The 26,997-nt window shown below is 63.8% G+C and carries 25 protein-coding genes; 4 read left to right on the forward strand and 21 right to left on the reverse strand.

Annotated features, from left to right (window positions below; translation table 11 throughout):
* Nucleotides 1-102: 102 nt before the first annotated feature.
* Entirely contained in the window at nucleotides 103-975 is an 873-nt protein-coding gene (aguB, locus tag Q8S60_RS06970; protein WP_305277430.1) for an N-carbamoylputrescine amidase, read from the forward strand.
* Here aguB and Q8S60_RS06975 read toward each other — a convergent pair.
* The 13 genes from Q8S60_RS06975 to Q8S60_RS07035 form a co-directional block, all read right to left on the reverse strand.
* Entirely contained in the window at nucleotides 972-1,670 is a 699-nt protein-coding gene (locus Q8S60_RS06975; protein ID WP_305277428.1) for an endonuclease/exonuclease/phosphatase family protein, read from the reverse strand. The two genes, aguB and Q8S60_RS06975, sit on opposite strands and share 4 nt — an antisense overlap.
* Nucleotides 1,667-3,835: a VTT domain-containing protein gene (locus Q8S60_RS06980; protein ID WP_305277427.1), complete on the reverse strand. Its 2,169-nt coding sequence runs from the start codon at nucleotides 3,833-3,835 to the stop codon at nucleotides 1,667-1,669. The genes Q8S60_RS06975 and Q8S60_RS06980 overlap by 4 nt, the downstream gene beginning before the upstream one ends.
* Nucleotides 3,836-3,921: 86 nt before the next feature.
* Nucleotides 3,922-4,329, reverse strand: a complete 408-nt coding sequence (locus tag Q8S60_RS06985) for a nuclear transport factor 2 family protein (RefSeq protein WP_305277426.1) — start codon at nucleotides 4,327-4,329, stop codon at nucleotides 3,922-3,924.
* A 23-nt stretch (nucleotides 4,330-4,352) separates the two neighbouring features.
* Nucleotides 4,353-5,114, reverse strand: a complete 762-nt coding sequence (locus tag Q8S60_RS06990) for an SDR family NAD(P)-dependent oxidoreductase (RefSeq protein WP_305277425.1) — start codon at nucleotides 5,112-5,114, stop codon at nucleotides 4,353-4,355.
* Entirely contained in the window at nucleotides 5,114-6,607 is a 1,494-nt protein-coding gene (locus Q8S60_RS06995) for an amidohydrolase family protein (protein ID WP_305277424.1), read from the reverse strand. Before Q8S60_RS06995 ends, Q8S60_RS06990 begins: the two co-directional genes overlap by 1 nt.
* A 30-nt stretch (nucleotides 6,608-6,637) precedes the next feature.
* A complete protein-coding gene (locus Q8S60_RS07000; protein ID WP_305277423.1) occupies nucleotides 6,638-7,987 on the reverse strand; it encodes an NAD(P)/FAD-dependent oxidoreductase in 1,350 nt (449 codons plus the stop codon).
* A 124-nt stretch (nucleotides 7,988-8,111) separates the two neighbouring features.
* Nucleotides 8,112-8,753 (reverse strand): response regulator transcription factor, encoded by a 642-nt coding sequence (locus Q8S60_RS07005; protein WP_305277422.1) that lies wholly within the window; start codon nucleotides 8,751-8,753, stop codon nucleotides 8,112-8,114.
* Entirely contained in the window at nucleotides 8,750-9,964 is a 1,215-nt protein-coding gene (locus tag Q8S60_RS07010) for a sensor histidine kinase (protein WP_305277421.1), read from the reverse strand. The genes Q8S60_RS07005 and Q8S60_RS07010 overlap by 4 nt, the downstream gene beginning before the upstream one ends.
* 48 nt (nucleotides 9,965-10,012) lie before the next feature.
* Complete coding sequence (locus Q8S60_RS07015) at nucleotides 10,013-10,978, reverse strand: formylglycine-generating enzyme family protein (RefSeq protein ID WP_305277420.1); 966 nt, start codon at nucleotides 10,976-10,978, stop codon at nucleotides 10,013-10,015.
* Between the two features lie 7 nt (nucleotides 10,979-10,985).
* Nucleotides 10,986-12,647 carry a sulfatase-like hydrolase/transferase gene (locus tag Q8S60_RS07020; RefSeq protein ID WP_305277419.1) on the reverse strand — a complete coding sequence of 554 codons (1,662 nt, stop codon included), beginning with the start codon at nucleotides 12,645-12,647 and terminating at the stop codon, nucleotides 10,986-10,988.
* Nucleotides 12,648-12,752: 105 nt separating this feature from the next.
* Complete coding sequence (gene phaZ / locus Q8S60_RS07025) at nucleotides 12,753-13,631, reverse strand: poly(3-hydroxyalkanoate) depolymerase (protein ID WP_305277418.1); 879 nt, start codon at nucleotides 13,629-13,631, stop codon at nucleotides 12,753-12,755.
* A 66-nt stretch (nucleotides 13,632-13,697) separates the two neighbouring features.
* Nucleotides 13,698-15,389, reverse strand: a complete 1,692-nt coding sequence (locus tag Q8S60_RS07030) for an alpha/beta fold hydrolase (RefSeq protein ID WP_305277417.1) — start codon at nucleotides 15,387-15,389, stop codon at nucleotides 13,698-13,700.
* Nucleotides 15,390-15,560: 171 nt separating this feature from the next.
* Nucleotides 15,561-15,977 (reverse strand): DUF1330 domain-containing protein, encoded by a 417-nt coding sequence (locus tag Q8S60_RS07035; RefSeq protein ID WP_305277416.1) that lies wholly within the window; start codon nucleotides 15,975-15,977, stop codon nucleotides 15,561-15,563.
* A gap of 228 nt (nucleotides 15,978-16,205) precedes the next feature.
* Here Q8S60_RS07035 and Q8S60_RS07040 point away from each other — a divergent pair, with 228 nt between their 5' ends.
* Nucleotides 16,206-17,279, forward strand: coding sequence for a DUF2855 family protein (locus tag Q8S60_RS07040; RefSeq protein ID WP_305277415.1), 1,074 nt, complete (start codon nucleotides 16,206-16,208; stop codon nucleotides 17,277-17,279).
* A 32-nt stretch (nucleotides 17,280-17,311) separates the two neighbouring features.
* On the forward strand, nucleotides 17,312-18,343 hold the full coding sequence (locus Q8S60_RS07045) for a glutathione S-transferase (RefSeq protein WP_305277414.1): 1,032 nt from the start codon (nucleotides 17,312-17,314) through the stop codon (nucleotides 18,341-18,343).
* A gap of 6 nt (nucleotides 18,344-18,349) precedes the next feature.
* On the opposite strand, the gene Q8S60_RS07050 is transcribed toward Q8S60_RS07045, so the two are convergent.
* The 8 genes from Q8S60_RS07050 to Q8S60_RS07085 all read right to left on the reverse strand — a co-directional run bounded on the left by Q8S60_RS07050 (nucleotide 18,350) and on the right by Q8S60_RS07085 (nucleotide 26,478).
* A complete protein-coding gene (locus Q8S60_RS07050; protein ID WP_305277413.1) occupies nucleotides 18,350-18,955 on the reverse strand; it encodes a TetR/AcrR family transcriptional regulator in 606 nt (201 codons plus the stop codon).
* A gap of 96 nt (nucleotides 18,956-19,051) precedes the next feature.
* Nucleotides 19,052-20,653 (reverse strand): MBL fold metallo-hydrolase, encoded by a 1,602-nt coding sequence (locus Q8S60_RS07055; protein WP_305277412.1) that lies wholly within the window; start codon nucleotides 20,651-20,653, stop codon nucleotides 19,052-19,054.
* A gap of 5 nt (nucleotides 20,654-20,658) precedes the next feature.
* Nucleotides 20,659-21,279 carry a ribose-phosphate diphosphokinase gene (gene prs, locus Q8S60_RS07060; RefSeq protein ID WP_305668453.1) on the reverse strand — a complete coding sequence of 207 codons (621 nt, stop codon included), beginning with the start codon at nucleotides 21,277-21,279 and terminating at the stop codon, nucleotides 20,659-20,661.
* Between the two features lie 3 nt (nucleotides 21,280-21,282).
* Nucleotides 21,283-21,552, reverse strand: a complete 270-nt coding sequence (locus Q8S60_RS07065) for a ribose-phosphate pyrophosphokinase-like domain-containing protein (protein ID WP_305668454.1) — start codon at nucleotides 21,550-21,552, stop codon at nucleotides 21,283-21,285.
* A complete protein-coding gene (locus tag Q8S60_RS07070; protein ID WP_305277410.1) occupies nucleotides 21,549-23,066 on the reverse strand; it encodes a thymidine phosphorylase family protein in 1,518 nt (505 codons plus the stop codon). The genes Q8S60_RS07065 and Q8S60_RS07070 overlap by 4 nt, the downstream gene beginning before the upstream one ends.
* 14 nt (nucleotides 23,067-23,080) lie before the next feature.
* Nucleotides 23,081-24,958 (reverse strand): amidohydrolase, encoded by a 1,878-nt coding sequence (locus tag Q8S60_RS07075; protein WP_305668455.1) that lies wholly within the window; start codon nucleotides 24,956-24,958, stop codon nucleotides 23,081-23,083.
* Between the two features lie 17 nt (nucleotides 24,959-24,975).
* The gene (locus tag Q8S60_RS07080) at nucleotides 24,976-25,782 is read right to left on the reverse strand and encodes an enoyl-CoA hydratase/isomerase family protein (protein WP_305277408.1); all 807 of its coding nucleotides are present in this window, start codon (nucleotides 25,780-25,782) and stop codon (nucleotides 24,976-24,978) included.
* Nucleotides 25,783-25,938: 156 nt separating this feature from the next.
* The gene (locus tag Q8S60_RS07085; RefSeq protein WP_305277407.1) at nucleotides 25,939-26,478 is read right to left on the reverse strand and encodes a glycine zipper 2TM domain-containing protein; all 540 of its coding nucleotides are present in this window, start codon (nucleotides 26,476-26,478) and stop codon (nucleotides 25,939-25,941) included.
* A 135-nt stretch (nucleotides 26,479-26,613) separates the two neighbouring features.
* Between Q8S60_RS07085 and Q8S60_RS07090 the strand changes: the two genes are divergently transcribed.
* The coding region (locus tag Q8S60_RS07090; protein ID WP_305668456.1) for a hypothetical protein at nucleotides 26,614-26,997 on the forward strand (384 nt) is incomplete at its 3' end.

The raw sequence follows: 26,997 nt of genomic DNA on the forward strand, positions 1-26,997 counted from the left end.
TCAGGCACCAAATCGACGCATGACGCGCAATAGACGCAATTTGCAACTATCTACCGGCGAGAGGCCGGACCGGCAGGCCGGCGTTTTATCAGGAGCGAAAGCATGACGCATATGACCGTCGCCGCCACGCAGATGGCCTGCGGCCACGACCGCGACGAGAACATCGCGCGGGCGGAGACGCTGGTGCGGGCGGCGGTAGAGCGGGATGCGCAGGTGATTCTGCTGCAGGAGCTTTTCGAGACGCCTTATTTCTGCAAGGACACCGAGGCCGACCTGATGCATCTGGCGACGCCGATTGCCGACAACCCGGCGGTACATCATTTCCGGGCGCTGTCGGCGGAATACAAGGTGGTGCTGCCGATCTCCATCTACGAGCGCGCGAACAACGCGCAATACAACTCCCTCGTCATGATCGACAGCGGCGACATTCTGGGTGTTTACCGCAAGTCCCATATTCCCGATGGGCCGGGATATCGCGAGAAGTATTATTTCAATCCGGGCGACACGGGCTTTCACGTCTGGAACACGCGGGCGGGGCGCGTGGGCGCGGCGATCTGCTGGGATCAGTGGTTTCCCGAGACGGCGCGCATCCTGGCGCTGAAGGGGGCGGACGTGATCCTCTACCCGACCGCCATCGGCTCCGAACCCCACGACGAGACGATCCATTCGCGCGACCACTGGCAAAGGACGATGCAGGGGCATTCGGCGGCGAACCTCGTGCCCGTGGTGGCGTCGAACCGTATCGGCCGGGAGGAAGGCCAAAGCTGCGCCATCACGTTCTACGGCTCGTCATTCATCACGGATGCTTCGGGCGCCAAGGTGGCGGAGGCGGACGAGCGCGAGGAGGCAGTTCTTACGGCGACGTTCGACGTGGAGCAGAACCGGCGGCAGCGCGTGAACTGGGGCGTGTTCCGCGACCGGAGGCCGGAACTCTATACCGATATACTGACGCTTGACGGCATGCCCCGCCGCTAGCCGGCGAGCGAGATGTCGGCGACGATGGGGAGGTGATCCGAGACGCCGTCGGCGCGCGCGTCTGTCCAGCTTTTCACGATGGCCGCCCTGCCGCCGCAATAGATGCGGTCGAGACGAAGAAGCGGCCAAGACGCGGGGAAGGTGCGCTCCATGGTGCGGACCGGAAGAACCTCCCTCAAGCGGCGGCGGACCCAGCCGAACGAAAACCAGTCGTTGAAGTCGCCCATCACAATGCAGGGAAGATGTTCTTCCTGGCGAGCGAGGTCCGCGAGCACGGCGGATTGCGTGCGGCGCTCCCACACGCTCAGGCCCAGATGGGTGGTGACGAGGCGAAGGGGCCCCCACGAGGTTTCGATATGGGCGGAGATGGCGCAGCGCGGCTCGCGGGTGCGGAACGACAGATCGCAGACGCTGGTGCCGTAAAGCGGAAAGCGGCTGATGACGGCGTGGCCGTAGTGACCGTCGGGCGCGGAGATGGTGCGCGCCTCGGCGGCATGTTCGCCAAGCGCCTCCTTCAGAATGGAGAGCGGCGCCGCGCTTTCCGACCTGCCGCGCGAATCCACCTCCTGGAAAGCGATGATGTCCGGATCGTGATCCTGGACCAGAGCGACGATGCGTGCGAGATCGTACCGGCCATCGCGGCCGACACCGCCATGGATATTCCAGCTCAGCACGCGCAGCAGGTCTCTCCTCACTTCGAGCCCCGCCGTTTCGAAAGAAGGCGCTGAAGGCCGAGGGCAAGGCCTATCCATGCGGCGAGCGAGCCGAGGATGATGGCGACATCCATGAGCGAGGGGTCTTCGAGGATCGTGAAGACGCGGTCGCCGAGCACGGAGAGGACGAGGATGCCGGGTGCGAGACCGAGCACTGTGCCGATGATGTAGTCGACGACAGGAACGCGCAGAGCGCCGGCGACGAGATTGACCAGCATGAAGGGCGCGACCGGCACGAGACGTATGGTCATGACGGTTAAAACACCGCGCTTGCCGATGCCGCGGCCGATGCGGTTTATGCGGGGGCCGATCAGGTTTCGCAGCATGTTCGCACCGAGCGAACGGCCGAGCGTGTAGGTGGCGACGGCACTCGCAAGAGAGCCGACGCCGGCATAGAGGAGCCCCGGCCAGAGCCCGAAAGCAGCCGCCGTGGCGACGATGAGGACGGTGACGGGAAAGGCGATGAAGCCAGTCAGCACATAGATGGAGATGACGACAAGCGGAGCGAGGGCGCCGGTCGCCACGCCGTCGAGGGAGGAGCGCAGCCGCTCCGGGTCCGCGAATTCCGACAAGGGCGTGTAGCGCCAGAGCAGCACGAGAGCGGCGACGAAGAGAACGGCGCCCATGGCTTTCGCTATGGCGGAGATGCCGCCGGCCTTCTCGCCGTCGCCCGCGAAATCGACGATGTCGGCGAAGTGCTCGCCGGCAGCGACGGGACGGGCCGGGTCCGCGACCGCTTCCATGGCCGTGGCGGTATCGCCGGTCAGGTCGAGAGAATCGTCGACGGGACGCAGGCCGCGTGTCCCGTCGCGGCAATTGTCCATGGCGGCGAAGAGGGAGCCGGTGTCCCGGAGGGTAGCGACAATGCGGGCCGGGTCGGCGCCGCAATGCTCGCCGAGGAGGCGGCCGAGGGCGGCCATGACGGCCTCGCGATGCTCGGGCCCCGTGGCCTCCAGCGCGATGTCGCATTCCGAATCCATGCCCATCGAGCGGTTGCAGAGATTGGCGGAACCGACGCGCAGGATGGTGTCGTCGACGATCATGACCTTGGAATGGACCATGACGGAAACCGCACGCTCACCAGCGCCGACAGCCGGATGAAGAAGGCGGACGCGGTCCGTCACGCCCTCCTCCCGCAGGATTTCCATGAAGCGGACGCGGCCCATCAGCATGGTGCGATGCTCAAGCCATGTGTGATGCGTCTCCGGCACGACAAGGAGCGCCTCGAGCCCCGGCACCTGCCGCAGGCGGGCGGCGAGGCGGCGGGCGAAATCCGGACAAGTGAGAAACTGGTTCTCGACATAGACCCAGCGATGCGCGCGGGTGAGCATGTCGCCGTAGAGGGCTGCGATCTCTCGCACTTCCTCGCTGCCATTATAGGCGGGCTCGGTGCGGGCGATGCCGACGGATATATCGGAGAAATGCGGTTCGATGTGACGAGGCCAGGGATCGCCATCCGCGCGCGGCGGATCGAGCGTCTCGGCGGCGGCGCGTTCCCAGCGGCGGCGCGCAAGGTCACCGAGGGCGGCGGCGGCGTCACCGTCGACCATCATCTGCACATCGTGGAACGGCCGGTAAGGCTCTCTTCCCGGATCGACGCGAAGGGCATTGCCGGGGTCGTGGTCGGAGGTATCCCAGCGGCGCACGGTGATGTCGAGACCGCCGCAGAAGGCGAGCCCGTTGTCGATGGCGACGATCTTCTGATGATGGGAAGCACCGAGCGGGACGCGATCGTCGAGGCAGAGGTCGATGTTCACCGGCGTATTCCAGCGGAAGGCGACGACGGGGAGCAACTCACGCTCCATCGCATAGATGACCGAGTAGTCCCAGAGAAGAAGCTTTATCGAGAGGCCGGGTTTTTCCTTTGCGAGGGCCTTGAGAAACTCGCCGAAGGTTTCGGGCAGGCCGTCATCCGCGCGGCCATCGGCGCCGACAAGCCGGGTGCGGCTGTCGATGTCCCAGCCGACGATGAGGAGCGTGCGTTCGGCATTGCGCATCGCGTGACGGAGGGTGCCGTAATATTCGGCAGCGTCCACGAGCAAATGCGCCCTGCCCGCGCGTTCGACGCGCCAGACATTGCGCGCGGGCTGCAGGAGCCCGCCGCTTTCCCGCTGCCCCTTCGCGACGGAAAAGCCCTGAACCGACATGCGCGACTTTCTCCAGAATGATGTTCTCGAGGGGAGAACGCATCAACCGGAAAAAAGTCTCACATGCCGGGGAAATCGTTTTCGGGTCAGAGCTTGAGGCCCGTCGGACCCTCGAAGGAGGCCAGATCGAAATAGTCGCTGAAGCGCCAGATCTTCCCGCCCTTCAGCTCGAAGACGCCGTTCACCGGCAGGTCGACGCTACGGCCATCATGGAGGCGGAAATGATCGACGCGCTCGGCGAAGACGAGGTTCGGTTCGGCGCAAATGCGGATGATTTCGAGATCGGCATATTCGAAGGCCGACAGGAAATCCTCGAAAATCTTGCGGATGCCGGCAATGCCCTTGATCGGCGCGACCGGGACATTGTGATAGGTCGCGTCGGGCGCGAAGCAATCCATGATGCCGGGGACGTCGCGCTTCTGCCAGGCGCCGAGGAAATCGGCGACCACTTTCTTCGAGGCTTCCGCCGTCATGGTCATCGTGTTCGTATCCATTTTCTTCTCCCTCTTTGTGTTCGTTATTGAGCGGCGTAGCCGCCGTCGACGGCGAGCGCGTGGCCGGTGACGAAGCTCGCCGCCGGAGACGCGAGCCAGATGGCGGCTTCGGCGGCTTCCGACGGCACACCGAGGCGGCCCATCGGCTTCAGCGCGAGCAATGCCTCGCGGAAACCGGGCATGTCATCGGCGAGGCGATCGACCATTGCCGTTTCGATCATGCCGGGGCAAAGCGCATTGACCCGGATGCCGGATTTGGCGACGTCGATGGCGACCGATTTCACCAGGCCGACGACGCCGTGCTTGCTGGCGACATAGGCCGCGAGACCGCCGGCGCCGACGAGGCCCGCGACGGAGGCCGTGGCAACGATGGCGCCCTCGCCACGCTCGACCATGGCCGGCAGGACGGCCGCCATGGTGCGCCAGGCGCCGACGACGTTCGTGTCGATGACGCGGAGGACGTCTTCCTCGGTGGGCTCCCACGGTGCTGCGAGGCGGCCCTCGATACCGGCATTGGCAAAGGCGATATGCGGGCTGGCACCGAACTCGGATTTCGCGCGGGCGACGAGGGCGTCGATGTCCGATTTCCTGCGGACGTCGGTACGCATGAAGAATGCCTTCGCGCCTTTCGCGCGCAGCGCCGCGGCAACCTCTTCGCCCGTTTCCGCGATGTCGCCGAGGGCGAGCGAGGCGCCTTCACGCGCGGCGCCCTCCGCCATGGCGCGGCCAATGCCCGCCGAGGCGCCGGTGATGAGGACCGTTTTTCCGCTGAAGATGCCGGCCATCAGCCCTGCCCTCCGGCGCTGCGGATGAAGCCGTAATAATTGTTGGAAGGCTCGGCGCCCGCCGCCACATATTCGGCTTTCACTTTGGACAGGCTGTCCGTCCGCCAGGCGGCGCCGGGCCGCGCGAGGTCTTCGAGGCCATAGAGGCGCGTGCCGTTTCCGGCGAAGATCGCGTTCTTCACCTCGCCGTCGCCCGCGCCGAGTTGGGCGAAGCCGTGGGCCTTGTGCATATCTTCCGGGATTTCGATGCGGCGCATGGCCTCGATCTGCCATTGCGGCGAGCCGTACCAGACACTGTCCGTGCCCCAGATGACGTGGTCGGCGCCCATGCCGCGGATGATGACACCCATCAGGGCAGCGGCAAGGCGCGGATGCGTGACGGCGCAACTGCCGAAGGTGGTGCCGAGTTCGGCATAGACGTTGGTGACGCCGTATTTCTCCGGGATGTCGGCGAGATCGCTCACCCAGTCGATGCGGCCCGTCTGCTCGAACTGCGCCAGGAGCGGGTCCGGCGAGGTCATGAGCGGGCGGAAGCCGGAGTGATAGATGATGAAGTTCAAGTCCGGCCAGTCGCGCGCGGCGGCGCCGACATCGTCCACCATGGCGTGGCGCCAGTGGGTGATGACGTTCTCGTAATCCTCCGGCAGCAGACCCTTGTGGATGCAGACATTGCGGATGCCCGCTTTCACCATGCGCTCGTAAGCCGGGTACATCAGCTTCTCGTCGTCGAGGCGCCACGGATATTGCGAATTGTCGAAGGGATCGCCGAGCGTGTAGCCCTTCCAGCTGTCGGGTTTCAGGACTTCGATGGCGCGGTCGATCTCTTCCAGCCAGCCGGGTTGACCCGGCGCGATGACCGTGTGGGCCAGCATGCGGCGCGAGCCGGAGGCCTTGTTGACGAAATTGCGCGCGTCGGCGAGGCCGTCATTGTTCATGATGACGTTCGGCCCGTGATCGGCGGGCGCGGCGCTGATGAGGCCTATTTTCGTGTCGCTGTCGAAATAGACCTCCTTCATGAAGTTGTCGAACTTGAAACTGTCGAAGGTGATGTTGTCGAGATCGGCGTTCCACTGTTTCGCGTAGTTGCCGAGATGGAGGATGCCGTCCCAGGTATAATCGTCGCGAACGAAATGGAGCTGCATGTCGACGATGTACTGATCGGCGAAGCGGGCGGCACGCTCGGCGGCGGCTGCCGGGTCCATCGCTTCGGCGTGGGCGACGGAGAAGACGTCGCCGCCAAAGACCTTGTTCATGACCATGAAGGAGGCGGCGAGGCCTGCGCCGGAGCGGAGGAAGGCGCGGCGATCCAGGCCGAGCTTTCGCCCCTGTTCATCGGCCGCGGCGAGAATGCCGTTTTCGACGCGGGCCTGATCCGGCGTCTGCGGCATCGGCATGTATTCGCCGTTGGAGACGATGCGGGTCGGAATCGGAATGCCGGTCGCGTCTTTTTCGGCGGGCGATATACGCCGCCTCTGCCTGTCTGTCAGCCACATGGAAATTCCCTCCGGTGTTTGTTCTTGTTTTCAGTGGGCGCGAGCGAAAAGACCGTGCGCCAGGACGCGGGTTGCCAGCGCGGGCGCAAGCAGCGACGCGGGCGGGCGAAGCAGGTGCATGACTTCGAGGAAGCTCTTCGCGGCGCGGCGGTCGCTCCATGAGAGTTCGTGGACCTGTTCCAGATACCAGTTGGCGAACCTCGTCCAGAGCGGCGGATGGGGCGCGACCAGCGGATCGCGGTACTCCTCGGTGGTGGAGATAAGCCAGCAGCGGTTGGCGAATTTCGCGTATTCGCGCTGGAAGACGGGACCGAAGCCCGCGAGATCGAAATTGCGGCGCTTCGCGCGGCGCTCGAGGCAATCGTCGAGAATGCGCGCCGCCGTGGCGCCTTGCGTCATGCCCTGTGCGTAGATGGGATTGAAGGAGCAGGCAGCGTCACCGATGACGACGAGGCCGTCCGGCATGGTAGCGAGGCGGTCGTAGTGGCGGCGGAGATTGCCGGGGAAGCGGTGAAGGCCGGCTTGCGTGAGCGGTTCGGCGTCGCGGATCGCGTCGTAGATGTCCGGGACGGAGAGGCCGCGCGCGAATTCGAGGAAGCCCTCGTCATCGGCGGGAGGCTGATCGCCGCGCCAGCCGACCAGCGTGACGAGCCAGCGATCGCCCTCGACCGGGATGATGACGCCGATGCGGGCGTCGGGGTAACGCGGGTGAACGATCAGGGACTGCCAGTCGCGCGTGCCCGGCGGGATGCGGTAGGCGCGGGTTGCATAGCCGACATCGACGGGCAGCTCAGATATTTCGACAGTGCCGAAGCCGAGGACCGCGAGACGCTGTGGCGTTTTCGAATTGCGACCAGAGGCATCGACCACGAGGCCCGCGGCAATCTCCTCGCCATCCTTCAGGCGGACGCCGGTGACGGCGCCGGGGGCCGTGGTGAAGGTATCGATTTCCGCGCGGTCGCGGATGGTGACGTTGCCGAGCGCTTCAACGCGGCGGCGGATCGCCCATTCGAGGAAACCCTTGCTCTGGCAATGCATGGTGATGCCGCTCTTGAAGCGGGCCTTCCAGCCGCCGGCATAGAACCAGCGCGTGTCGCCCGCCATGTCGATGCGGCGGCCGCCGGCGGCGGCGAGTTCGTCCGTCAGGCCGGGGAAATAGTGGCTGATGACTTCCTCCCCGCAGCGAAGCAGCAGATGCACATGGCGCGATTGCGGCACGCCCTTGCGCCATTCCGGCTCCGCGGGGAGCGTGTCGCGCTCCAGTACCGTGACATGCGCGAAGTGGCGGGCGAGCGCCGCCGCCGCGATGAGCCCCGTGGTGCTGGCGCCGACGACGATTGCGTGCTTCTGCGCGAAGGCGTTTTTATTGTTGTTCGCCACCCGATTTCCTCCCGATTGCGTTGGCAGGAGGATCGGGCGCGGGGACTGCGCGCGGTATTACACGGATGAGGGGGCGGCGGCCCTCTTTAGAGGGAAAACGGGGGAACGCCGCGAATTTTCCAGCCTATTCGATGAGCTGCTGGCGGAGCGAAATGGCGACCGCGTGGGCGCGGTCGGAGGCGCCGAGCTTGTCGTAGAGGCTTTTCAGATGCGCCTTCACGGTGTCCTCGGTGATCGACAGCGTCTGGGCGATGAGCTTGTTGCTCTGGCCGTCCGCGAGGCATTCGAGCACCTGCAACTCGCGCGAGGTGAGCGTCGCTTTCTGGCCGGCGGAACGCGCATCCTGCGCGAGGCGGCGGAGCAGCGGTTTCGTCACCTCGGCCTGAAGATAGCCGGCACCGGCATGGACGGCGCGGACGGCGCGGAGCAGGTCTTCCTTCGAGGCACTTTTCAGCACATAACCGCTCGCACCTGCATTCGTCGTTTCCCACACATAGGCGGGATTGTCGTACATGGTGAAGACGATGATGCCCGTTTTCGGCGCGGCACGGACGATCTCGCCGATGGCGGCGAGGCCGGTCATGCCGGGCATCTTGAGATCGAGAATGGCGACATCCGGCTTCAGCCGCGCGATGTCCTCGATGCCGGTGCGCGCTTCACCGCTCTGACCGACGACGGAAATATCTTCCTCCGCTTCCAGCATGTGAACGATGGCCTGGCGCAGCACGTGATGGTCGTCGATCAGATAGGCAGAAATTTTTTTCACGACACGCCTCCTCCCGGCACCGTCACCACGAGGGTGGCACCCTGCCCCGGCGCGCTGCGAACTTCAAGCGTGCCGCCGAGCGCCTCGGCGCGCTCGCGCATGGTTAGGAGGCCGAAATGGCCGGGCCGGACGAGGCGCGAATTGAAACCTTCGCCATCGTCCGCGATACGAAGCCGCGCGGCGCCGCCTTCCGCCGGTTCGAGAGAAATCGAGACATGGTGCGCGCCGGCATGTTTGCGGATGTTGAGAAACGCCTCCTGCACGATGCGGAAAAGCATGGCATCCGTGGCGGAGCGCCAGTTGCGCAAGGCGGGATCGATGTCGAGCGAAATTTCGAAAGGAGCCGTTTCACGCTGCGCCGCAACGAACTCTTCGACCGCGACGCAAAAGCCGAGATCGTCGAGAACCGTGGGATGAAGCTCGTTCATCAGCGCACGCACATCCGTCGACAGACTGTCGACCGCGATGCTCATCTCGCGATCGTTCGTGCGGTCGGCACCCTGGCGCAGCGCGAACAGATGGCCGCTCATGCGGTCGTGAAGATCGCCCGCTATGAGGCGGCGCTCGTCCTCCTGCGTACGAATAAGGCGTTGCAGGAGGGCACGGGCCCGGTCCCTCGCAAAGCTCAAGGCGCGGGCGCGGTCGAGCGCAAGGTCGAGATTTTCCTGAGCCCAGCGCGCAAGCAGGACGCCGAGGGCGGCGGAAAATGAAAGGTGGAAGATACCGATGATGAGGACCGACAGATCGGCAGGTACGCCCGGTGCGACCAGATAGAGAAAGACGGTGAGGCCGCTGTTGAGCACGAGGAGGCCCAGCGTCTCGCGCCAGCCGAAGCGGAAGGCGGCGGCGAGAAGCGTGAAATAGTAAAAGGGAAAGAAGGGCGACGCGGGACCGCCGGTGACAAGGCATATCAGCGTGACGAGGACGGGGTCGCCGACGGTGGTGATGCGCGCGCTGGAGAGGATGGAGCCGGAGCCCGCAATGCGCCAATGCGCGAAAGCCGTGTAGGCAACACCACCCGCATAGACAATCCATGCCAGGCCGGCATCAGTCGCAGCGCCGCCGCGCCAGAGAATGAAAGCCCAGCCGGCGATGCCGAGCCAGCGGAGCCAGACGATCTCGCGCTCGGCCTTGCGGAGATGACCGAGCGAGACCTGCTCCAGAACGGAGTCGGCGGCGGGCTTGCCACTGGATGCGAGATCGGCGCTCATCGCGCTAGTGAGCAGCGAACGGAGGAAACCGTCAAGCGGAAGCGCGGATCAGGGTGCGGGAGCGGCGAGCACCGTGCGAAAACCCAGATGGGTCGTCGCCAGATCCTCTTCCTGCGGCTGGCGCGCGCCGGGCCGGTATCTCAGGCAATAATTCGGCGCACAGAGCCAGGAACCGCCCTTGATGACGCGCGCGGCCGGGGCGCTTTCATATTCGTCGGCGGTCCATTCCCAGAGATTGCCTATCATGTCGTAGAGGCCGAGCGCGTTCGGCTCGAAACAGCCGACAGGCGCGATGCCGACGAAGCCATCCTCGGCTTCGTTGATGACGGGGAAGAGGCCCTGCCATGTGTTGGCTTCGCGCGGCTGTGTGCGATCCGGCGCGGCGCCGGGCTTTGCTTCGCGCGCCGCCCATTCCCACTGCGCCTCGGTGGGAAGCGCCCTTCCCTTCCAGCGTGCATAAGCAAGTGCATCTTCATAGGCGATGGCGGTGACGGGAAAATTCTCGCGGGCTTCGATCGAGGTATCCGGGCCGCCCGGATGGCGCCAGTTTGCACCGGGTATGTATTGCCACCATTGCGAAATGTCGCCGGTACCGTTGACGTCGTTCGGCATGACGAAGACGACGGCACCGGGTTTTTGCATGTCGGGCGGCAAGCCGGGATGGCGCGCGGTGTCGACGGCACGCTCCGCGACCGTGATGTAATTCGTGGCCGCGACGAATTCCGCGAATTCTGCATTGGTGACTTCGGTGCGATCCATCCAGAAGCCGTCAACGGAGACTTCGCGGAGCGGCCCTTCTTCCGGATAGAAGGTGTCTCCCATGGTGAGCACGCCACCCGCGACCCAGACCATGCCCGAACGGGGCGAGCCATCGATGACGGCCGGGAGACACTGCATACGCTCGGCAGCGGAATGACGCGCTGCTTCCCGCCCGCCGCGCAGCCAGACGCTCGCCACGGCCAGCGCGGCGATGGCGAGCGCAACAAGCAGAACGGCAACAAGCCAGCGTTTCATCACATACTCAGTTTGCCCAGAAGACGTATTCGTCCTCCGGTCCGCGGGGCGCACCACCGAGCGGGCGATCGATCATGATCGGCGCTTCGATGAGGGCGGGCCAGGCAGGCTCCGACTGCCGGGCATCGATTTCGGCGAGCATCGCCATCATCGCCGCGAGTCTTTCAGGTTCCGCATCGGCGAGATTGTTGCGCTCTGTCGGGTCGGTGTCGAGGTTGTAGAGCCAGTTCTTTTGCGGGCGTTCGGAGGTCTGCAGTTTCCAGCCGCCGGAGAGCAGGACCTTGTAGTGGCCGGAGCGCCAGTAGAGCGAACGACCGGGATCGGCGGCGTTCGCGCCGGTTACCTGCGGGATCAGGTTTATGCCGTCGATAACGCGGTCTCCTGCCGGTACCGCACCGGCGGCGGCCGCGACCGTGCTGAAGATGTCGACGTGTGCGACCGGGCGGTCGTAAGCCGCGCCGGGCGCGATGCGCGCCGGCCATTTCATGAAGAAGGGAACATGGATGCCGCCTTCGAAGAAGGAGGCCTTCCAGCCGCGATAGGGCTTGTTCAGGTCCGGCAGACCGACATAGCCCGCGCCGCCATTATCGCTTGTGAAGATGACGATGGTGTTTTCCTCGAGGCCGTTGTCCCGGAGCGCCTGCTTGATCTTGCCGACGCCGCGGTCGAGCGCGACGACCATCGCGGCATAGACGCGCTCGGTGTGGTTCTCGATGTGGGAAAGCGCATCGTAGTCCGACTTCAGCGCCTGAAGCGGCGTGTGCGGTGCGTTGTAGGCGAGATACATGAAGAAGGGACGATTGCGGTTCGCCTCGATCGCCTTCACCGCCTCGTCGGTGAAGTAGTCGGTCATATATCCGGAGGGCTCAAATCGTTCGCTGCCATTGAACTGGACGGCGAAGGGAAGATTGGCCCAGAGGAAACGGTCGATCGGATCGAAATCCTGGATCGAGTTCACGACGTCGGGGCTGTTTCGCGGCAGGAACATCGACGCGCCAGGGATGAAGCCGAGGAACTCGTCGAAGCCGCGCCTTTCGGGGCGGGAGGTATCCGTGCCGCCGAGATGCCACTTGCCGAGCATGACATTGTGGTAGCCCTTGTCCTTCAGCAGCTCCGCGATGGTGACCTCGTCCGCGGGCAGGCTCATGGCGTCCACTTCCGGAACGTCCTTTTCACGATCGGCAAAGTATTGCGCGCCGGAATCCTTGTTGAAGGTCGCAATGCCCTTCTGGAAGGCCTTGGGCGCGGGCGTGAACTCGAAGCCGAAGCGTGTCGCGTAGCGTCCCGTCATGATGGCGGCGCGCGATGGCGCGCAGGTGGCGTTGCCGGCATAGCCGTTGGCGAAGATGACGCCTTCGCGGCCGAGACTGTCGATGTTCGGCGTCTGCACCGTGCCGCCGCCCAGGCCGCCTCCGCTGAAACTCAGATCGTTGAAGCCGAGATCGTCCACGAGGATGAAAACGATGTTGGGCGCGCGTTCGGCGGCGGGCATGGCGGCTTCAGCCGGCCCCTGCTCCCACACGACATCGCGATTCGGCTGAACCGGATCACGCAGTTCCGCCAGCATGCCCGGAATGTAGATCCAGTAGCGGCTGAGAAGCACGCCGCCAACAACAAGCACGACAAGGAGCGCGGCGAGCATGCTCGCCCCGCGCTTTCCGATTTTCATGACGCCTGTCCCTCCCCGGATTTAATGGCTTTCATTAATATAGTGAGAAGCCTGAGACGATGCAAGCGGCCAAGCCGCACCCGTCAAAAGAGGTCAGAAGGGGAATCAGACGGCGGGGTGAACTTTCTTGCCGGTTCCGCGAAAGCGGCGCTCGCCCTTGAATGAGCTATTTGCGAAAGGGCGCCTCGCCGGTTCCTTGTCCAGGAAATCACGGATCAAAGGCATGACCTCATCCGGCCGCGAGACCAGAAAGAGATGGCCGCCCGAAACGATTTCGAGGCGCGCATTCGGGATGCACTGGGCGAGGATACGCGCATTGACCACCGGCACGATCTGATCGTTCTTGCCGGCGAGGACCAGCGTCGGCTGCTTGATGAAAGGCAGAAAAGGCAGGCTGGTCCAGCCGAGCCCCGCCAGCAGCTGATAAAAATAGCCGCGCATGGAAGGTGCACGCAGGCGCTTCGAATGGTCCGCGCCATCGCCCTCATCGCCATAGAGCGTTTCGAAGTGCTTCATCATGTAGTCGGAGTCCATGTAGCGGCGCGGATGCGCCAGCTTCATCAACGCCTTCGGCTTGCCGGGCACCATGAACATGCCCGCCGACGTGGCAGCAAGTACGAGATGGCGCACGCGCTTGCCGAACTGGAAGGCGAACTGCTGCGCCATCGCGCCCCCCCACGAGACGCCGAGGACATCTACCTGGTCGTAGCCCAATTCATCAAGGACGCCCGCAGCCATGCGTGCGAATTGCCACGGGCGATAGGGGAAAGCGGCTGCAGGGGAGCCACCGACGCCGGGCGCATCGAGCGCTATGATGTCGCGATCCGACAATTCATCCGCAAGCGGAGCGATCAGTTCGATATTCGCGCCTATGCCGTTGAAGAACAGCAAGGGCGTCTGAGCACCCGTTCCCTCCCAGACCGCGGTACGGAGAAGATGCGAACCCACTCTGATTTCGCGGTATCGGGGCTGACGTTCACTCATTCAATGGCGCTCACTCATAATAATCCGGACAGAAAATCCGGGCGGGGCCGACTCACACTCAAGTCTTCAGCCTAATACATAAGTGCCCGGCGCAGGATCCAAAGGCTTGTATTTCCGGCTGCCGAGCTTTTTCGACGCAGGCTGCATCTCGCCGGACCGTTCGCCGAGCCATTTTGCCCAGCGTTCCCACCACGAACCGTTAACTTCCGATGCGCCGGCGGCCCATTCGTCCGCGGTGGATGGAAGTTTGTCATTAACGAAGTATTTGGCCTTCGGGTTCCCTGGAGGATTGAGAATCGCCTGTATGTGGCCGCTGTTCGACAGCACGAATTCCTTCCGGCCGCCGAGCATCTGCGTCGTGCGGTAGCAGGCTTTCCATGGCGTAATATGGTCCGTTACGCCGCCGACGATAAAGGCGTCGATATCGACCTTGCCGAGATCGATCGGCTCGCCGAGGATTTGCTCCTTGCCCGGATTGGCGAAGGGCTGCGTCTCGTAAAGCGAGAGATAGTCCGAGTGCAGAGCGGCCGTGAGGTTCGTGGAATCGTTGTTCCAGAACAGCACGTCGAACGCCGGCGGCTTCTGGCCGTGCAGGTAGTTGTTGACCACATAGTTCCAGATGAGATCGTTCGGTCTCAGCCACGCAAAGACGCGCGACAGGTCGGAACCGGCCAGCACGCCCTTCTTTGCCGATCGCTTTCGTGCCATCTCGATGCCGCGTTTGGTGACGAGCACGCCGACGTCGCTGTCTTCCATGCGGGGATCGAGCACGCAGACCCAGAAGGTGACTGAGTTTATGCGCTTGTCCTTTTTTGCCGCCAGATAGCTCAGAAGCGTGGCCGTGGTGATGCCGCCGGAGCAGCCGCCCGAAATGTTGACCTTCTCCGAATTCGTGATGGAGCAGACGACACCTATGACGTCGACAAGCGCCGCAACATATTCCGCAAGGCCCCAATCGCGATGTTCCGGACCCGGATTGCGCCAGCTCACGACGAAGACCTGGAAGCCCTGGGTCGTCAGGTAACGCGACATGCTCTTTTCCGGCGTGAGGTCGAGCACGTAATATTTGTTGATCTGCGGCGGCACGAAGAGAAGCGGGATCGCATGAACCTCGCCCGACTGCGGCGTGTATTGCAGCAGCTCGAGCATTTCGGTCCGGTAGACGACGGACCCTTCGGTCGTGGCGATATTCTCACCGACCTTGAAGGGCGACTTGTCGACCTGGCTCGGCATGCCGTGATTGTTGCGGAGATCGTCGATCGCGTTGCGGAACCCCTGGACCAGCGAAGTGCCTCCCGTGTCGAGCGCGAGCTTCACGGCGGATGGATTGCCGACGAACGTGTTGGTGGGCGCCACCGCGTCGATCATGATGTCCGCGACGAGCATGGCGCGGCCATGTTCGACGGGATCGAGATCGAGCGACTTGATGAAGCCGTGCACTTCCGTCTGGAAGGCAAGCCATCCCTGCATCAGACGGCGATAGACAGGGCTCTTCTGCCAGGCACTGTCGACGAAGCGGCGGTCCTTCGGCTGGGGCGCGAATTTCGCTCCGCCGCCGACGATGTCGACGACATTGCGGCCGAACGAGCCGATATGCTGCATGAATGTGAAGGGCTGACGCGCGGCGCCACCGACAATCGAGCCGATGGCCGAGAGAACGTCCTCGCGGCTGATGCCGACGATGGGACTGAGGACATTCGGCGTTTCGGCCGCTTCTTCGCCAAGGCCCGGAACGATATCTTCGCGACGCTTCGCCATGCGCGCCCTCCCCCTCTTGTTTCGACTGCGTCCGGCCTTCCCCTCCCGGAAGGCTGCCGCCCGGACGCGCCTTGTCTTTCACAGACGCAACAGGGGGATATGATGCGCCGGGCAGGAGGCCGTCACAAGAGGTTCATTGGGGGCTTTTTCGGCTGAAAACCGGCGTCCGCTTCAGCCGCGACGCGCGCCGATGTCGAGTTGGCCGGCCAAGCCGGCCTCGCGGTGGATCATGATTGCCTGGTATTCGGGGGACGAGATCATTGCCTGAAAAGCGGCGCGGGAGGGGTATTCTATGAGGGCCACCCGGTCCCACAATTCCTCGCATTCGCCTACCAGGATGCCGTCGACGACACCGAACCAGATGAACTTGCCGCCGAGCGCGGAAATCAGCTTCGCCACCTCGATACCGTAGCGCATATAGGCTTCCTCGCCGGAAAGTTCCGCATCGCGGCCATCCGGATAGGCGGCACGCTCGCGGAATTTCAGGAGATTGACCAGAACCGCCGGACCGTCATCCTCGGTACCGGCCCGAGCGAAGAAGGCTTCCTGCTGGCCGGGAGCGGGGCGCACTGCATTTTCGACTTTCATCGTATCGTTCCTCATTCGGCCCGTGGAGATTGACGGAATATCCCGGCGCTCACTATATTGGCACGTATTGTGTCATTTTATCGGCGGGTTTTTCATGCCGGTCAAGCCGATGCAACCAAAAGAGCCGGACGGATTTCGCATCAAGATTTCGTGACGCGAGAAAAACCGCCGGACACCGGGGTGAGGACGCGACATCATGTGCCTATTCAGCAACCCGAGGAGAGGCATATGAACACGCAAATCAGGGAATTCGTCGTGAACCGTAGCGACCTGGCGCAGTCCAAATGGATTGGGCGCGAGGCAGAGGTCGAGGATGGCCAGATTCTGGTGGAGATCGAGAAGTTCGCATTCACCGCCAACAACATCACCTATGCCGTCGCCGGCGACATGCTGAACTACTGGTCGTTCTTTCCGGCGGAAGACGGCTGGGGGAAAATTCCGGTCTGGGGTTTTGCCCATGTGGTGCAGTCGAAGAACAAAGATGTCGCCGTGGGAGAAAGACTCTACGGCTATTTTCCGATGGCGACGCATCTCGTGATGCAGCCGGAGAAGGTAACGGCGGGCGGCTTTCTCGACCTCTACAAATCGCGGCGCGAACTCCACCCCGTCTATAACAGCTATACGCGGAGCCAAGCGAAAGCGGTACCACATGACGACCTGCAGCCGATCCTGCGGCCGCTCTACACGACATCGTTCCTGATCGACGACTGGCTCGCCGACAACGGTTTCTTCGGGGCAAAGCAGGCGCTCATTCTGAGCGCGTCGTCGAAGACCGGGCTCGGCCTCGCTTTTGGCCTGCACAGGCGCCGGCCGGAGGGCCCGGAAACAATCGGCATCACCTCGCGCGGCAATATCGGTTTCGTGAACGGGCTCGGCTTCTACGACCGGACCATCGCCTATGACGATATCGCCTCGCTCGATGCGAGCGTGCCGACGCTCGTGGTCGATTTTGCCGGCAATGGCGAGGTATTGGCCGCCGTTCACAATCATTTCGGCGACAAGCTGGTGGAGAGCACGCAGGTAGGGCTTTCGCATTGGGATGCGGGGAGACCGCCGAGCGGATTGCCGGGAGCGAAGCCGCGCTTCTTCTTTGCGCCGGACCAGGTGCGCAAGCGCACGAACGACTGGGGCAAGGATGGCTTCGACAAGAAGCTCGAGGAAAGCTGGAACGCCTTTGCTGAACGGGCGGGCGGATGGCTGACCGTCGAACACGGCAAGGGTGAAGATGCGATCGCGCGCATCTATGCGGAGATGAGGGCGGGACGCATCAACCCGGCCGAAGGACACATTCTGACGTTCTGACAACCAGAAAAAATCATGGGGCGGTAGCGACTATGACACTGACGACACCACTTATCCTGAGCGGCGCGCCTGGCTCGCCCTATACGCGCAAGATGATCTCGGTGCTTCGCTACCGCCACATCCCCTACCGCTTCCTGCTTTCGGGACATTCCGTGCCCGAGAACCTGCCGAAGCCGAAGGTCGCACTGCTGCCGACATTCTTCCTGAGCGAGGATGGCGGTCCCTATGAAGCGGCGGTCGACTCCACGCCGCTGATCCGGCGTTTCGAAAAGGCGTTCGACGGGCGGCATGTCGTGCCCGCCGATCCGGTGATCGAATTCATCGACTACCTGCTCGAAGACTATGCGGACGAATGGCTCACCAAGGCGATGTTCCACTATCGCTGGCACTACAAAGCAGACATCGACCGGGCGGCGGCCATTCTGCCGCGCTGGCGCGGTATCACGACACCTGAGGAAGAGCTGGTGAAGATGGGCGAGTTCTTCGCCCAGCGGCAGATTTCGCGGCTCTATGTCGTGGGCTCGAACGACACGACGGCGCCCGTCATAGAGGCGAGCTACCTGCGCTACCTCGACGCGATGAACGCACATCTCGAAAGACAGCCCTTCCTGATGGGCGGACGGCCCGGCGGCAGCGATTTCGGTGCCTTCGGACAACTGACGCAGTTGACGCATTTCGATCCAACGCCGATGGAGGAAACGCTGAAGCGGAGCCCTCGCGTGTTCGCGTGGGTGGATCTCGTGGAAGACCTGTCGGGGCTCGAACCGACGGAAGACGACTGGATGAAGCGGGACGCCATTCCGGACACCATCCGCGGCCTGCTGAAGGAAGTCGGCCGCGTTTACGTGCCGGCGCTGCTCGCCAACGCGAAGGCGCTGATGGCGGGCGCGGAGAAGGTCGAAACGGAAATCGACGGCAAACCATGGGTTCAGCAGCCCTTTCCCTATCAGGGAAAGTGCCTGCAATGGCTGCGCGAGAAACATGCGGCCCTTGGGGCGGCCGACCGCAAAGCCGTGGACGATGTGCTGTCGGGGACGGGCTGCGAAGCGCTTTTCAGGGTCTGACCCGGATCACGCCTTGCCGCGAGGTTTCGCGTCCAGAAGGCTCGACACGGCGAGCTCTACCGTGCGCCTTGCCTGAGCGGGCGACAATTGCTGGTCCCAGCGCAGGCGGCGCCAGAACTCGAAACTGAAGACGGCCTCGAGAGCATCCAGCAGCGTCCGGTCCTTCCGAAACTCAGCCGGCAGCGCGGAGCGCATCGCCTTGCGAAGCATCTCGTTCATGCGCAGGCGGTCTTCGAGCAGGAAAGGCGAGCGGTGCAGGTGCACATCCGCCGCCGTGCGGAAGGGCATGATTCGTTCGAAGAGCTTTATACGACGATCTATCATTTCGGCGACGATCTCCGCTGTCGTCCCTGCGGGTTGTGGCAGGTTCAGCATCGGCGTGACTTCAACAAGCATCGCCTCCGCAATTTCGCGATAGAGGCTTTCCATATCGTCGAAGTGGCGGAAAACGCTGCGAAGGCCTACATCCGCGCGTGCGGCAACCTCCTCGGCCCGCGGCGCGACCGCACCCTCGCGAATCAGTTCACGCATGGCCTCGACGATACGGCGGCGGCTGACTTCGCTGCGAAGGCGCCGGCCATCCTGTTTTTGCTGTCCCGGGGGCGGGGTCATGCTGTCCTTCAGCTCAGAAATACGATGCCGTTGATTATCATCCCAAAGCCGCACGGCAAAAGCTATATGCCGTTGTGCGCCGGAGCGTGAGACGCCTCACGGGTTCTCATCCTCCAGCGCCCGGCGTATCCGCCGCAGGATCACCCGGCGGGCCTTGTCGTCGGCTGCCTTCTCCAGCTCCTCGCCGATATCGAGCCAGAGTTTCGAGAGATCGTTGTGCCAATCGGGGCGACCGACGATATCGGGCTGGAGGCGGCGCGGCGCCGGGCGTTCACGCTCGCCCGATGTCTCCGCAAGCAGGTCGAAGGCGGCATCGAGTTCCGGCGCGAAGATACGATCGCCATTGAAGCCGTCCGCGGCGAGGCGGTCATGCAAACCAGCCAGCCCCTCCTCCTCGCCATGCACGAGAACGATGCCGCGCGAGACGGGGCCGCGATCTTCCACCCAGCGGGCGAGACCTGGACCATCCGCGTGACCTGAGAAAATATCGAGCGTGCGGATGCGGGCGTGAACCTTTATTTCCTCGCCCTGGATGCGGACAGCCTTGGCGCCATTCTGCAGGATTCGGCCGAGCGTGCCCTCGGCCTGAAAGCCGACCATAAGCACGGTGGCGTTCGGCCGCCAGAGATGGTTCTTCAGGTGATGGCGGATGCGGCCTGCGTCGCACATGCCGCTCGCGGCGACGATGATGTGGCTGCCGTCCATGCGCTCGATCATCATGCTTTCCTGCACCGACTCCGTGGTCCGTAACCAGGGCGAGCGCATGGCATGGCGGAAGGCGTCGCCCTCCTCCAGTTCGTCGGCGTGATCGATGAAGACCTCGGTGGCGCGGATGGCGAGCGGCGAGTCGAGAAAGATCGGCACCTGCGGCACGCGCTTTTCCTGCACCAGCACGAGGAGATCGGAGAGAAGCTCCTGCGTTCTTTCGACCGCAAACGAGGGGATAATGAGAACACCGTTGCGCTTCAACGCGTCGTTGACCTCGGCGGCGAGCAAATCACGACGGCCGGACAATGTGAGTGGCGGACGCTCGCGAGCTCCATAAGTCGCTTCGCAGACGATGTAGTCGAGATTTTCCGGAGATGCCGGCGAGGGATGGAAGCTTGTGACGTCGGGACCGATGTCGCCGGAGAAGAGCAGACGCAGTTTGGGCTGCGATTTCATGCCGGTATCGAGTTCGATTTCGATAGAGGCGGAGCCGAGGATGTGACCGGCATTCCAGTAGCGCGCGCGGATGCCGTCGGCGGGTTCGATCCACGTATCGTAAGCGACAGAGCTGAACGAACGGAGTGCGATCTCGGCGTCGTCGACGGTGTATATCGGCGTCACTTGCGGGCGGTCGCGCTGGGCGTTGCGGCGATTGAGCTGCGCGACTTCCGTTTCCTGGATATGGCCGGCGTCCGGCAACATGCAGGTCAGCAGATCGATGGTGCCGTGCGTTGCGTAGATCGGCCCCTTGAAACCGTGCTTGACCAGCTTCGGCAACAGGCCGGAATGATCGATATGCGCATGGGTCAGAAGGACAAAATCGATGTCTTCAGGCCGGAAAGGAAAATCGGCGTAGTTGAGCGCCTTCAGGGTTTTCGATCCCTGAAACATGCCGCAATCGACGAGAAAACGAATTCTGCCGGACTGCAGAAGGTAACAGGAACCTGTGACGGTGTGCGCGGCGCCGTGGACGCTGAGGGTAATCGACATGAGATCTACTGCTTCATTTCATTACGCAAGGCATCGGCAAGGAGGTTTGCCAACGGGATCGCGTTGGTCGGATGGGGGACCGCGGCCGTCGACCAGATATCGCGGGCGCCGGCGGCGCGGATGCGCATCTCGGCGGCTGCATCGAACAGCGCATGCGTAACGACCACAAAAATCGACGCGGCGCCCGCCCGTGAAAGGCTTTCGACGGCAACAGTCATGGTGCCGCCGCTCGAGACGATATCGTCGGCCAGGAGGACCGTGCGGCCTTCGATATGCGTACCAGGAAAGATAATTTCCACCCTACGGTCGTCGATGCGGTGCTTGGCGCCGGCAACCGCCTCGGCGTCAAGAGCTGCGGCGATGCGGTTGATCCATTGAATGGATTCGGCATCCGGCCCGACGACGAGCGTACCCTTTCCCATCCCTCGGGCTGCGGCGAAGGCCGCTATCGTCCCAGCCGCACCGAGATTCTGCGCTTCGATGGCCGGGAAGACCTTCGCGATGTCGTCAACCCGGTGAAGATGTGCATCGACAGTGACGATGCGATCGAAGAGGGACGACAGAAAGCGTGCGACCGCCTGCTGGCTGATGGCCTCGCCGACGTTGAACGCGGTGTCCTGCCGCATGTATCAGAGATACGGCGCGACCAGCACCAAACGGCGCGCACCGCCGCGACGGAGAGCGTCGGCAACAAGCATCAGGTCGACAAGTTTTTCGTTCGGCCGGTCGAGGGGACAATAGATGAGAGCAGTGCTGGCAGCTTCAGGAACGGAGACGCGGGACTCGCCGTCCGGGAAACGATGGACATCGACCGCAGCCAGCGGGATGCCAAGCGCGAGCGACAGCGCCTCCGCATGATCGGCACCGTGCGTAAAGGAATAAAGCGCAACAGGCATCATCGTGCGCCGCCTGACATGCCGCCAAGACCGGCCAGCGCAAAGCCGTTTGCCTGCTCCGCGGCATCGACCGCGAAATCGAAATGCGATTCGCCGGCGGAGTAGATCCGGTACAGCGGCTCGCCCGCTTCGACCTTGTCGCCGACGCGCTTCAGGATATCGAGGCCGGCACCACGATCAAGCGGCGCCCCGGCAAGGCGCGCGAGTTGGGCGATGCGGAGGCAGTCGACCGAGGCGACGATGCCATCTGCATGGGCCAGCACATCTGCGGTCAGCGGCCCCGGAGGCGGCGCGGCGGGCGCTCTGCCCTGAGCGGCGATGATCTTCTGCATCACCGTCATGGCGGCGCCGCTGTCGAGCAATTCGCGGGCGCGGTCATAGCCGGTACCGCCACGGACGGCGGCATCGGACTCGATGACGCGCGCGGCAAGGCGCAGCGACTTTTCGCGCAGGTCGGCGGGGGCCGCCGCATCGTTCGCGAGCACCGCCATGACGTCGCGCGCCTCAAGCACCGGACCGATGCCACGGCCCACCGGCTGCGCGCCATCGGTCACCATGACCTCGACGTGAAGCCCGATCCGGTCGGCGACGAACTCGAACAGCTTGCGCAGGCGCATCGCCTCTCCGGCGTCGCGCACTTTTGCGGTTGGCCCGAGAGGAATGTCGACCACGAGATGCGTCGAACCGGCCGATTTCTTCTTCGACATGATGGAGGCCACCATCTGCTCACGCGTGTCCAGATTGAGCGGGCGCTCGACGCCGATCAGGATGTCGTCGGCGGGCGAGAGGTTCACGTGACCGCCCCAGACGAGGCAGCCATTGCACTCGCCGACGACGGCGCGCATTTCCTCTGTCGTCAGGTCGACGCGGGCGAGGATTTCCATCGTGTCGGCGGTACCTGCCGGCGATGTGATCGCGCGGGAAGATGTCTTCGGAATTGTGAGTCCGTGCGCGGCGACGATCGGCACGACAATCATCGAGGTGCGATTGCCGGGGATGCCGCCGATGCAGTGCTTGTCGACAACCATCGGCGCATCCCAGACAAGGCTATTGCCCGCGGAGGCCATGGCGCGGGTGAGATCGAGCAATTCATCGGTTGAAAGGAAGCCGGCACAAGCGACGAGGAAGGCCGCAATTTCCATGTCGGAATACCGGTACCCGACGATGTCGTGGATGATCGCCTCGATCTGGTGACGGTTCAGCGTTTCGCCGCCGATCTTGGTGCGCACATAGTCGAGACTTTGAGGACTGCGCGCTGGCGCAATGGTGACCGTGCTGCCTTCCGGCAGCCCCATGCGACGGAAGGCGGGCTCCGTCAGGCCAATCTCGTCGGGACCGACCATGGAATGGTCGTGGCAGATATCGAGGCTCGCAACGATGGAGCGGCCATCGTGCTGGATTTCGAGACGCTTGAACGCCTGGAACGCCTCGGGCCGGAGCGCCGCGCAATTCGACGCCAGGACGGCTACATTTTCGCGCAACGTATCGAGCGGAATGCGGCGTGTCCGGAGCATCATGACAGTTCTGACCTTCAGATCGAGTAAATGGTTTCGCCACGCTTGAGCGTTTCGAGGATATGAAGGTCGCGAAGGTCCGACACGTCCATGGTCTCCGGATCCCGCTCCACGATGACAAGATCGGCGAGCTTGCCGGTTTCGATGGAGCCTTTGATATCATCTTCGAAATGCTGATACGCGGCATCGATGGTGATGCCGCGAAGCGCATCATGCACGCCGATGCGCTGATCTTCACCCAAAACCCGTCCGCTGCGCGTGCGCCTGTTCGTCGCGGACCAGAGCAGCATCCGGCAATCGGAAGGGACGACGGGAGAGTCGTTATGAAGCGTGTAGCGCATGCCGCGGTCTATCGTGGAGCGGACGGGGCTGATGCGCGAGGCGCGTTCATTGCCGAGAACAGAATCCCGGTGCCAGTCGCCCCAGTAGAATGTGTGGGAGACGAAGTAGGACGGCATGACGCCGAGCCGCTGCATCATGTCGAGCTGGTCCTCGCGGAGCGTCTGTGCGTGGATCACGGTCGAGCGCCGATCGGCAGGGCCGTGCTTCGCCGTCGCCTTCTCGATGGCACCGATGAACTGATCCGCCGCAGCATCGCCGTTGCAATGCGCATAGACCTGCCAGCCGCGCGCGAAAGCATCGTCAACCAGCTTCGCCGCGGTTTCATCGTCGACGATGTGGTAGCCGCGATAATCGGCGTCGAAACCGGGCGGCACCACCTCGTAAGGCCTGGTCAGCCATGCCGTCTTTGCCTGCGGCGAGCCGTCGAGCATCAGCTTGATGCCGCCGATCTTGAAGCCGTTGTAGTCCTCCTTCAGCGCGACATCGCCTTTCGCCAAGTCCTCGACATGGGTGAAGAAGGGATAGGCGACGACATCGATCTTCAACCGGTCGCGCTCGGCGGCGAGCGTCAGCAGGTCAAAATCGGGGCGGCGCGTGGCGCCATCCTGCGCCGTGGTAATGCCCCAGGCGGCATATTGCTCCTGCACGCGATCGAGAAGATCGAGAAGTTCTTCCTGCGAGGCCTGGGGCAGGCGCGGCATGGCAAGCGTGATCGCGCCCTCCTCGAGAATGCCGTTCGGTTCGTTCGTGCCGGGCCAGCGCCGAATGACGCCGCCGGGAGGGTTAGGTGTGTCGGCCGTAATGCCGAGGAGCGACAGCGCGTAAGAGTTCACCACGACGACGTGGAGAGAGGCGTGATAGACGAGGATCGGCTGCTCTGCCGAAACCTCGTCGAGATCCGCGCAGGTGATGGCGCGCTTTTCGGCGAGGAGCGAGTCGTCGTAGTTCGCACCAAGGAGCCAGCCACCCCGGCCGCCACCGGTCTTTTCCCGGTATTTGACCAGTTCGTTCTTGATGTCCGCGATGGATCGGATCGGACCAGCGGGCTCCGGCGCGAGGTTCTGGAAGCCCATCAGCAACGCAGTCATGGAGACGTGGCCGTGGCAGTCGATGAAGCCGGGCAGCATGGTCCTGCCCGCGAGATCGACGATGCGGGCGCCGCTGCCGGCGCGCGCCTTCACTTCGGCTTCGCTGCCGACGGCGACGATGCGTCCGCCCGCGACGGCAACGGCTTCCGCGAGCGGTTGCGCGCGGTTCATGGTGCGTATCGTGCCGCCGCGATAGACGGTGGCGCCCGAGAGGCCTGCGCGGGTGCGGCGCGTTTCACCGGAGGCAATACGCGGAGCTGCGAAGGCAAGCGCGGCGATTCCGGCGGCCGACGTGTCGGCGCGGGCCCCCGTCACGGCGGTCAGCGCGGCGGCGGTGAGAGCCGCGCCGGCACCGAAGAAACCGCGGCGGCTGAGACCGGGCTGGCGAAGCCTGTAGGCGTCCCAGATGTAAGGCGAACAGCAGGGGCAGCCGCTGCGATGGGATCTCGGATGTTCGTGAGACATTTGGGCTCTTCTCTGTTTCAACGGCCGGTGAAGTTCGGCGGACGCTTTTCGAGGAAGGCCGTGACGGCCTCGCGATGGTCTTCGCTCGTCGCCGTCAGCGCGAACTGGTCGGCATCCATGTAAGTGGAAACGGCGTTGAGCGCGGTCGCGGCCTGCGTGATGCCGCGCTTTGCCATGCGGATGGAGACGGGCGGGAGCGCAGCCACCTTGTCTGCCCAGCGCCGGGCGGCGGCCAGGGCCTCGCCATCGGCGCAGACTTCGTCGGCGAGGCCCCACACTTCCGCCTGCTCCGCCGTCACGCGCTCGCCGAAGATCGTGAGCTGCTTGGCGCGGGACGGACCGATGAGGTTCACGAGGCGCGGCTGAGTATGCCAGCTCATATTCATGCCGAGTGGAATTTCCGGCAGCCGGAAATGGGCGCCGCGCGCAACGACCCTGAAGTCGCAGGCGGCGACGAGCGCAACGCCACCGCCGATGCAGAAGCCTTCGATGGCGGCAATCGTCACCTGGTCGATTGCTTCCCATGCGTCGCACATGTCGGGCCCGGCGCGGAGCATCTCGCGGCGTTCAAGCAGGGAGACCGTAGCGCGTTTCGCCATCTCCGGATCGGTCAGGTCCGCGCCGCCGGTAAAGGCGCGGCCACCTGTCAGAACAACGGCACTGGTTGTGACGTCGTCGCGGAGCATGCGAGCGGTGGTACCGAGATCGCGCAGAAGCTGAACAGAAAGCGCATTGACCCGGTCGCCCCTGTCGAAACGAACAACGGCCACGCGGCCCTGCCGCTCGATGGTAATGAAATCGCCGATTTTTTCGATATCGGACATACAAGCCCCCTCCGTTCGCCGCGACGGCCTCTGCGGGCCGTTTGGTCTGGATGATGGCGTCTGGAGGGCGGCCTGCCTAGGATTTTCATACAGAGAGCGCAAGGAAACGGGCGGCACGAAGACGCGCCGCCCGCAAGGCCAAGGAAGCGCAGCCCATCAGCCGGCGACGGTTTTCCAGGCACCGTCCGGCTGGCGGCAGGCCGTGCCGTAAGCCTGTTCAGTCCGGCCGCCGATCGTGACGATCGTCTGATATTCGCGGCAGTACTGGCCCTCATAGGGTTCATAGGTCCGCATCGGTGTCACTTCGTAGCCGTAGCCGTTGTTGGGATCCTGCCAGTAAACGGACTGGTTCGAGGGCACATATTCGAGTACGTCGCCGACGCAGGCCTGATTGCTCGAATCAATTATGTGGCCGAGCACGCCGCCAAGCACCGCGCCGATCACGGCTCCGCCGACGACGGGCCCCGCCCCCCTGCCCTGATCGGCGCCTATGACGCCGCCCAGCACAGCACCGATGACGGCACCGACCTTGTCGCTGTTGCAGGCGGAACGGCGGTAGCCATAGCCGTACCGATCGTCATAGCCGTAGACCGAGTCGCGATAGCCATAGGACGCGTCGTAGTAGCCCGGCATCGGCTCGATATAGACAGGCTGCGGAATCGTCACGACGTGATAGGTGTTGCGATAGATGATCACCGGCCCCCGATGGCTCGGGCGGTGCCCCTGCGCGTAGTGGTGGCCGTACCATGGCCGGTCTTTATAGACCGGGCGATATGTCTGGCGATAACTGGCCTGATTGTATTGACGTCCATGGTCTTGCGGCGGCTGGTAATGCCGGTCGCGGTTTCGCGCCTGCTGCTGGTATTGCCGCTGCTGGTACTCGGCCTGCTGGCGCTGGCGCTGCTGCTGTTCCACCTGCTGGCGTTGACGCTGCTGATGCTCGGCCTGCTGGCGCTGCTGTTGCTCTGCCCGCTGGCGCTGTTGCTGTTCCGCCTGCTGGCGCTGACGTTGCTGTTGCTCGATCTGCTGGCGCTGTCGCTGCTGGTGCTCAGCCTGCTGGCGCCGCTGCTGTTCCCCCTGCTGGCGCTGTCGCTGCTGGTGCTCAGCCTGCTGGCGCTGTTGCTGTTCCCCCTGCTGGCGCTGTCGCTGCTGGTGCTCAGCCTGCTGGCGCTGTTGCTGTTCCCCCTGCTGGCGCTGTCGCTGCTGGTGCTCAGC

The sequence above is a fragment of the Parvibaculum sp. genome, from assembly GCF_030694575.1.
In the GTDB taxonomy this organism is placed as follows: Bacteria; Pseudomonadota; Alphaproteobacteria; order Parvibaculales; family Parvibaculaceae; genus Parvibaculum.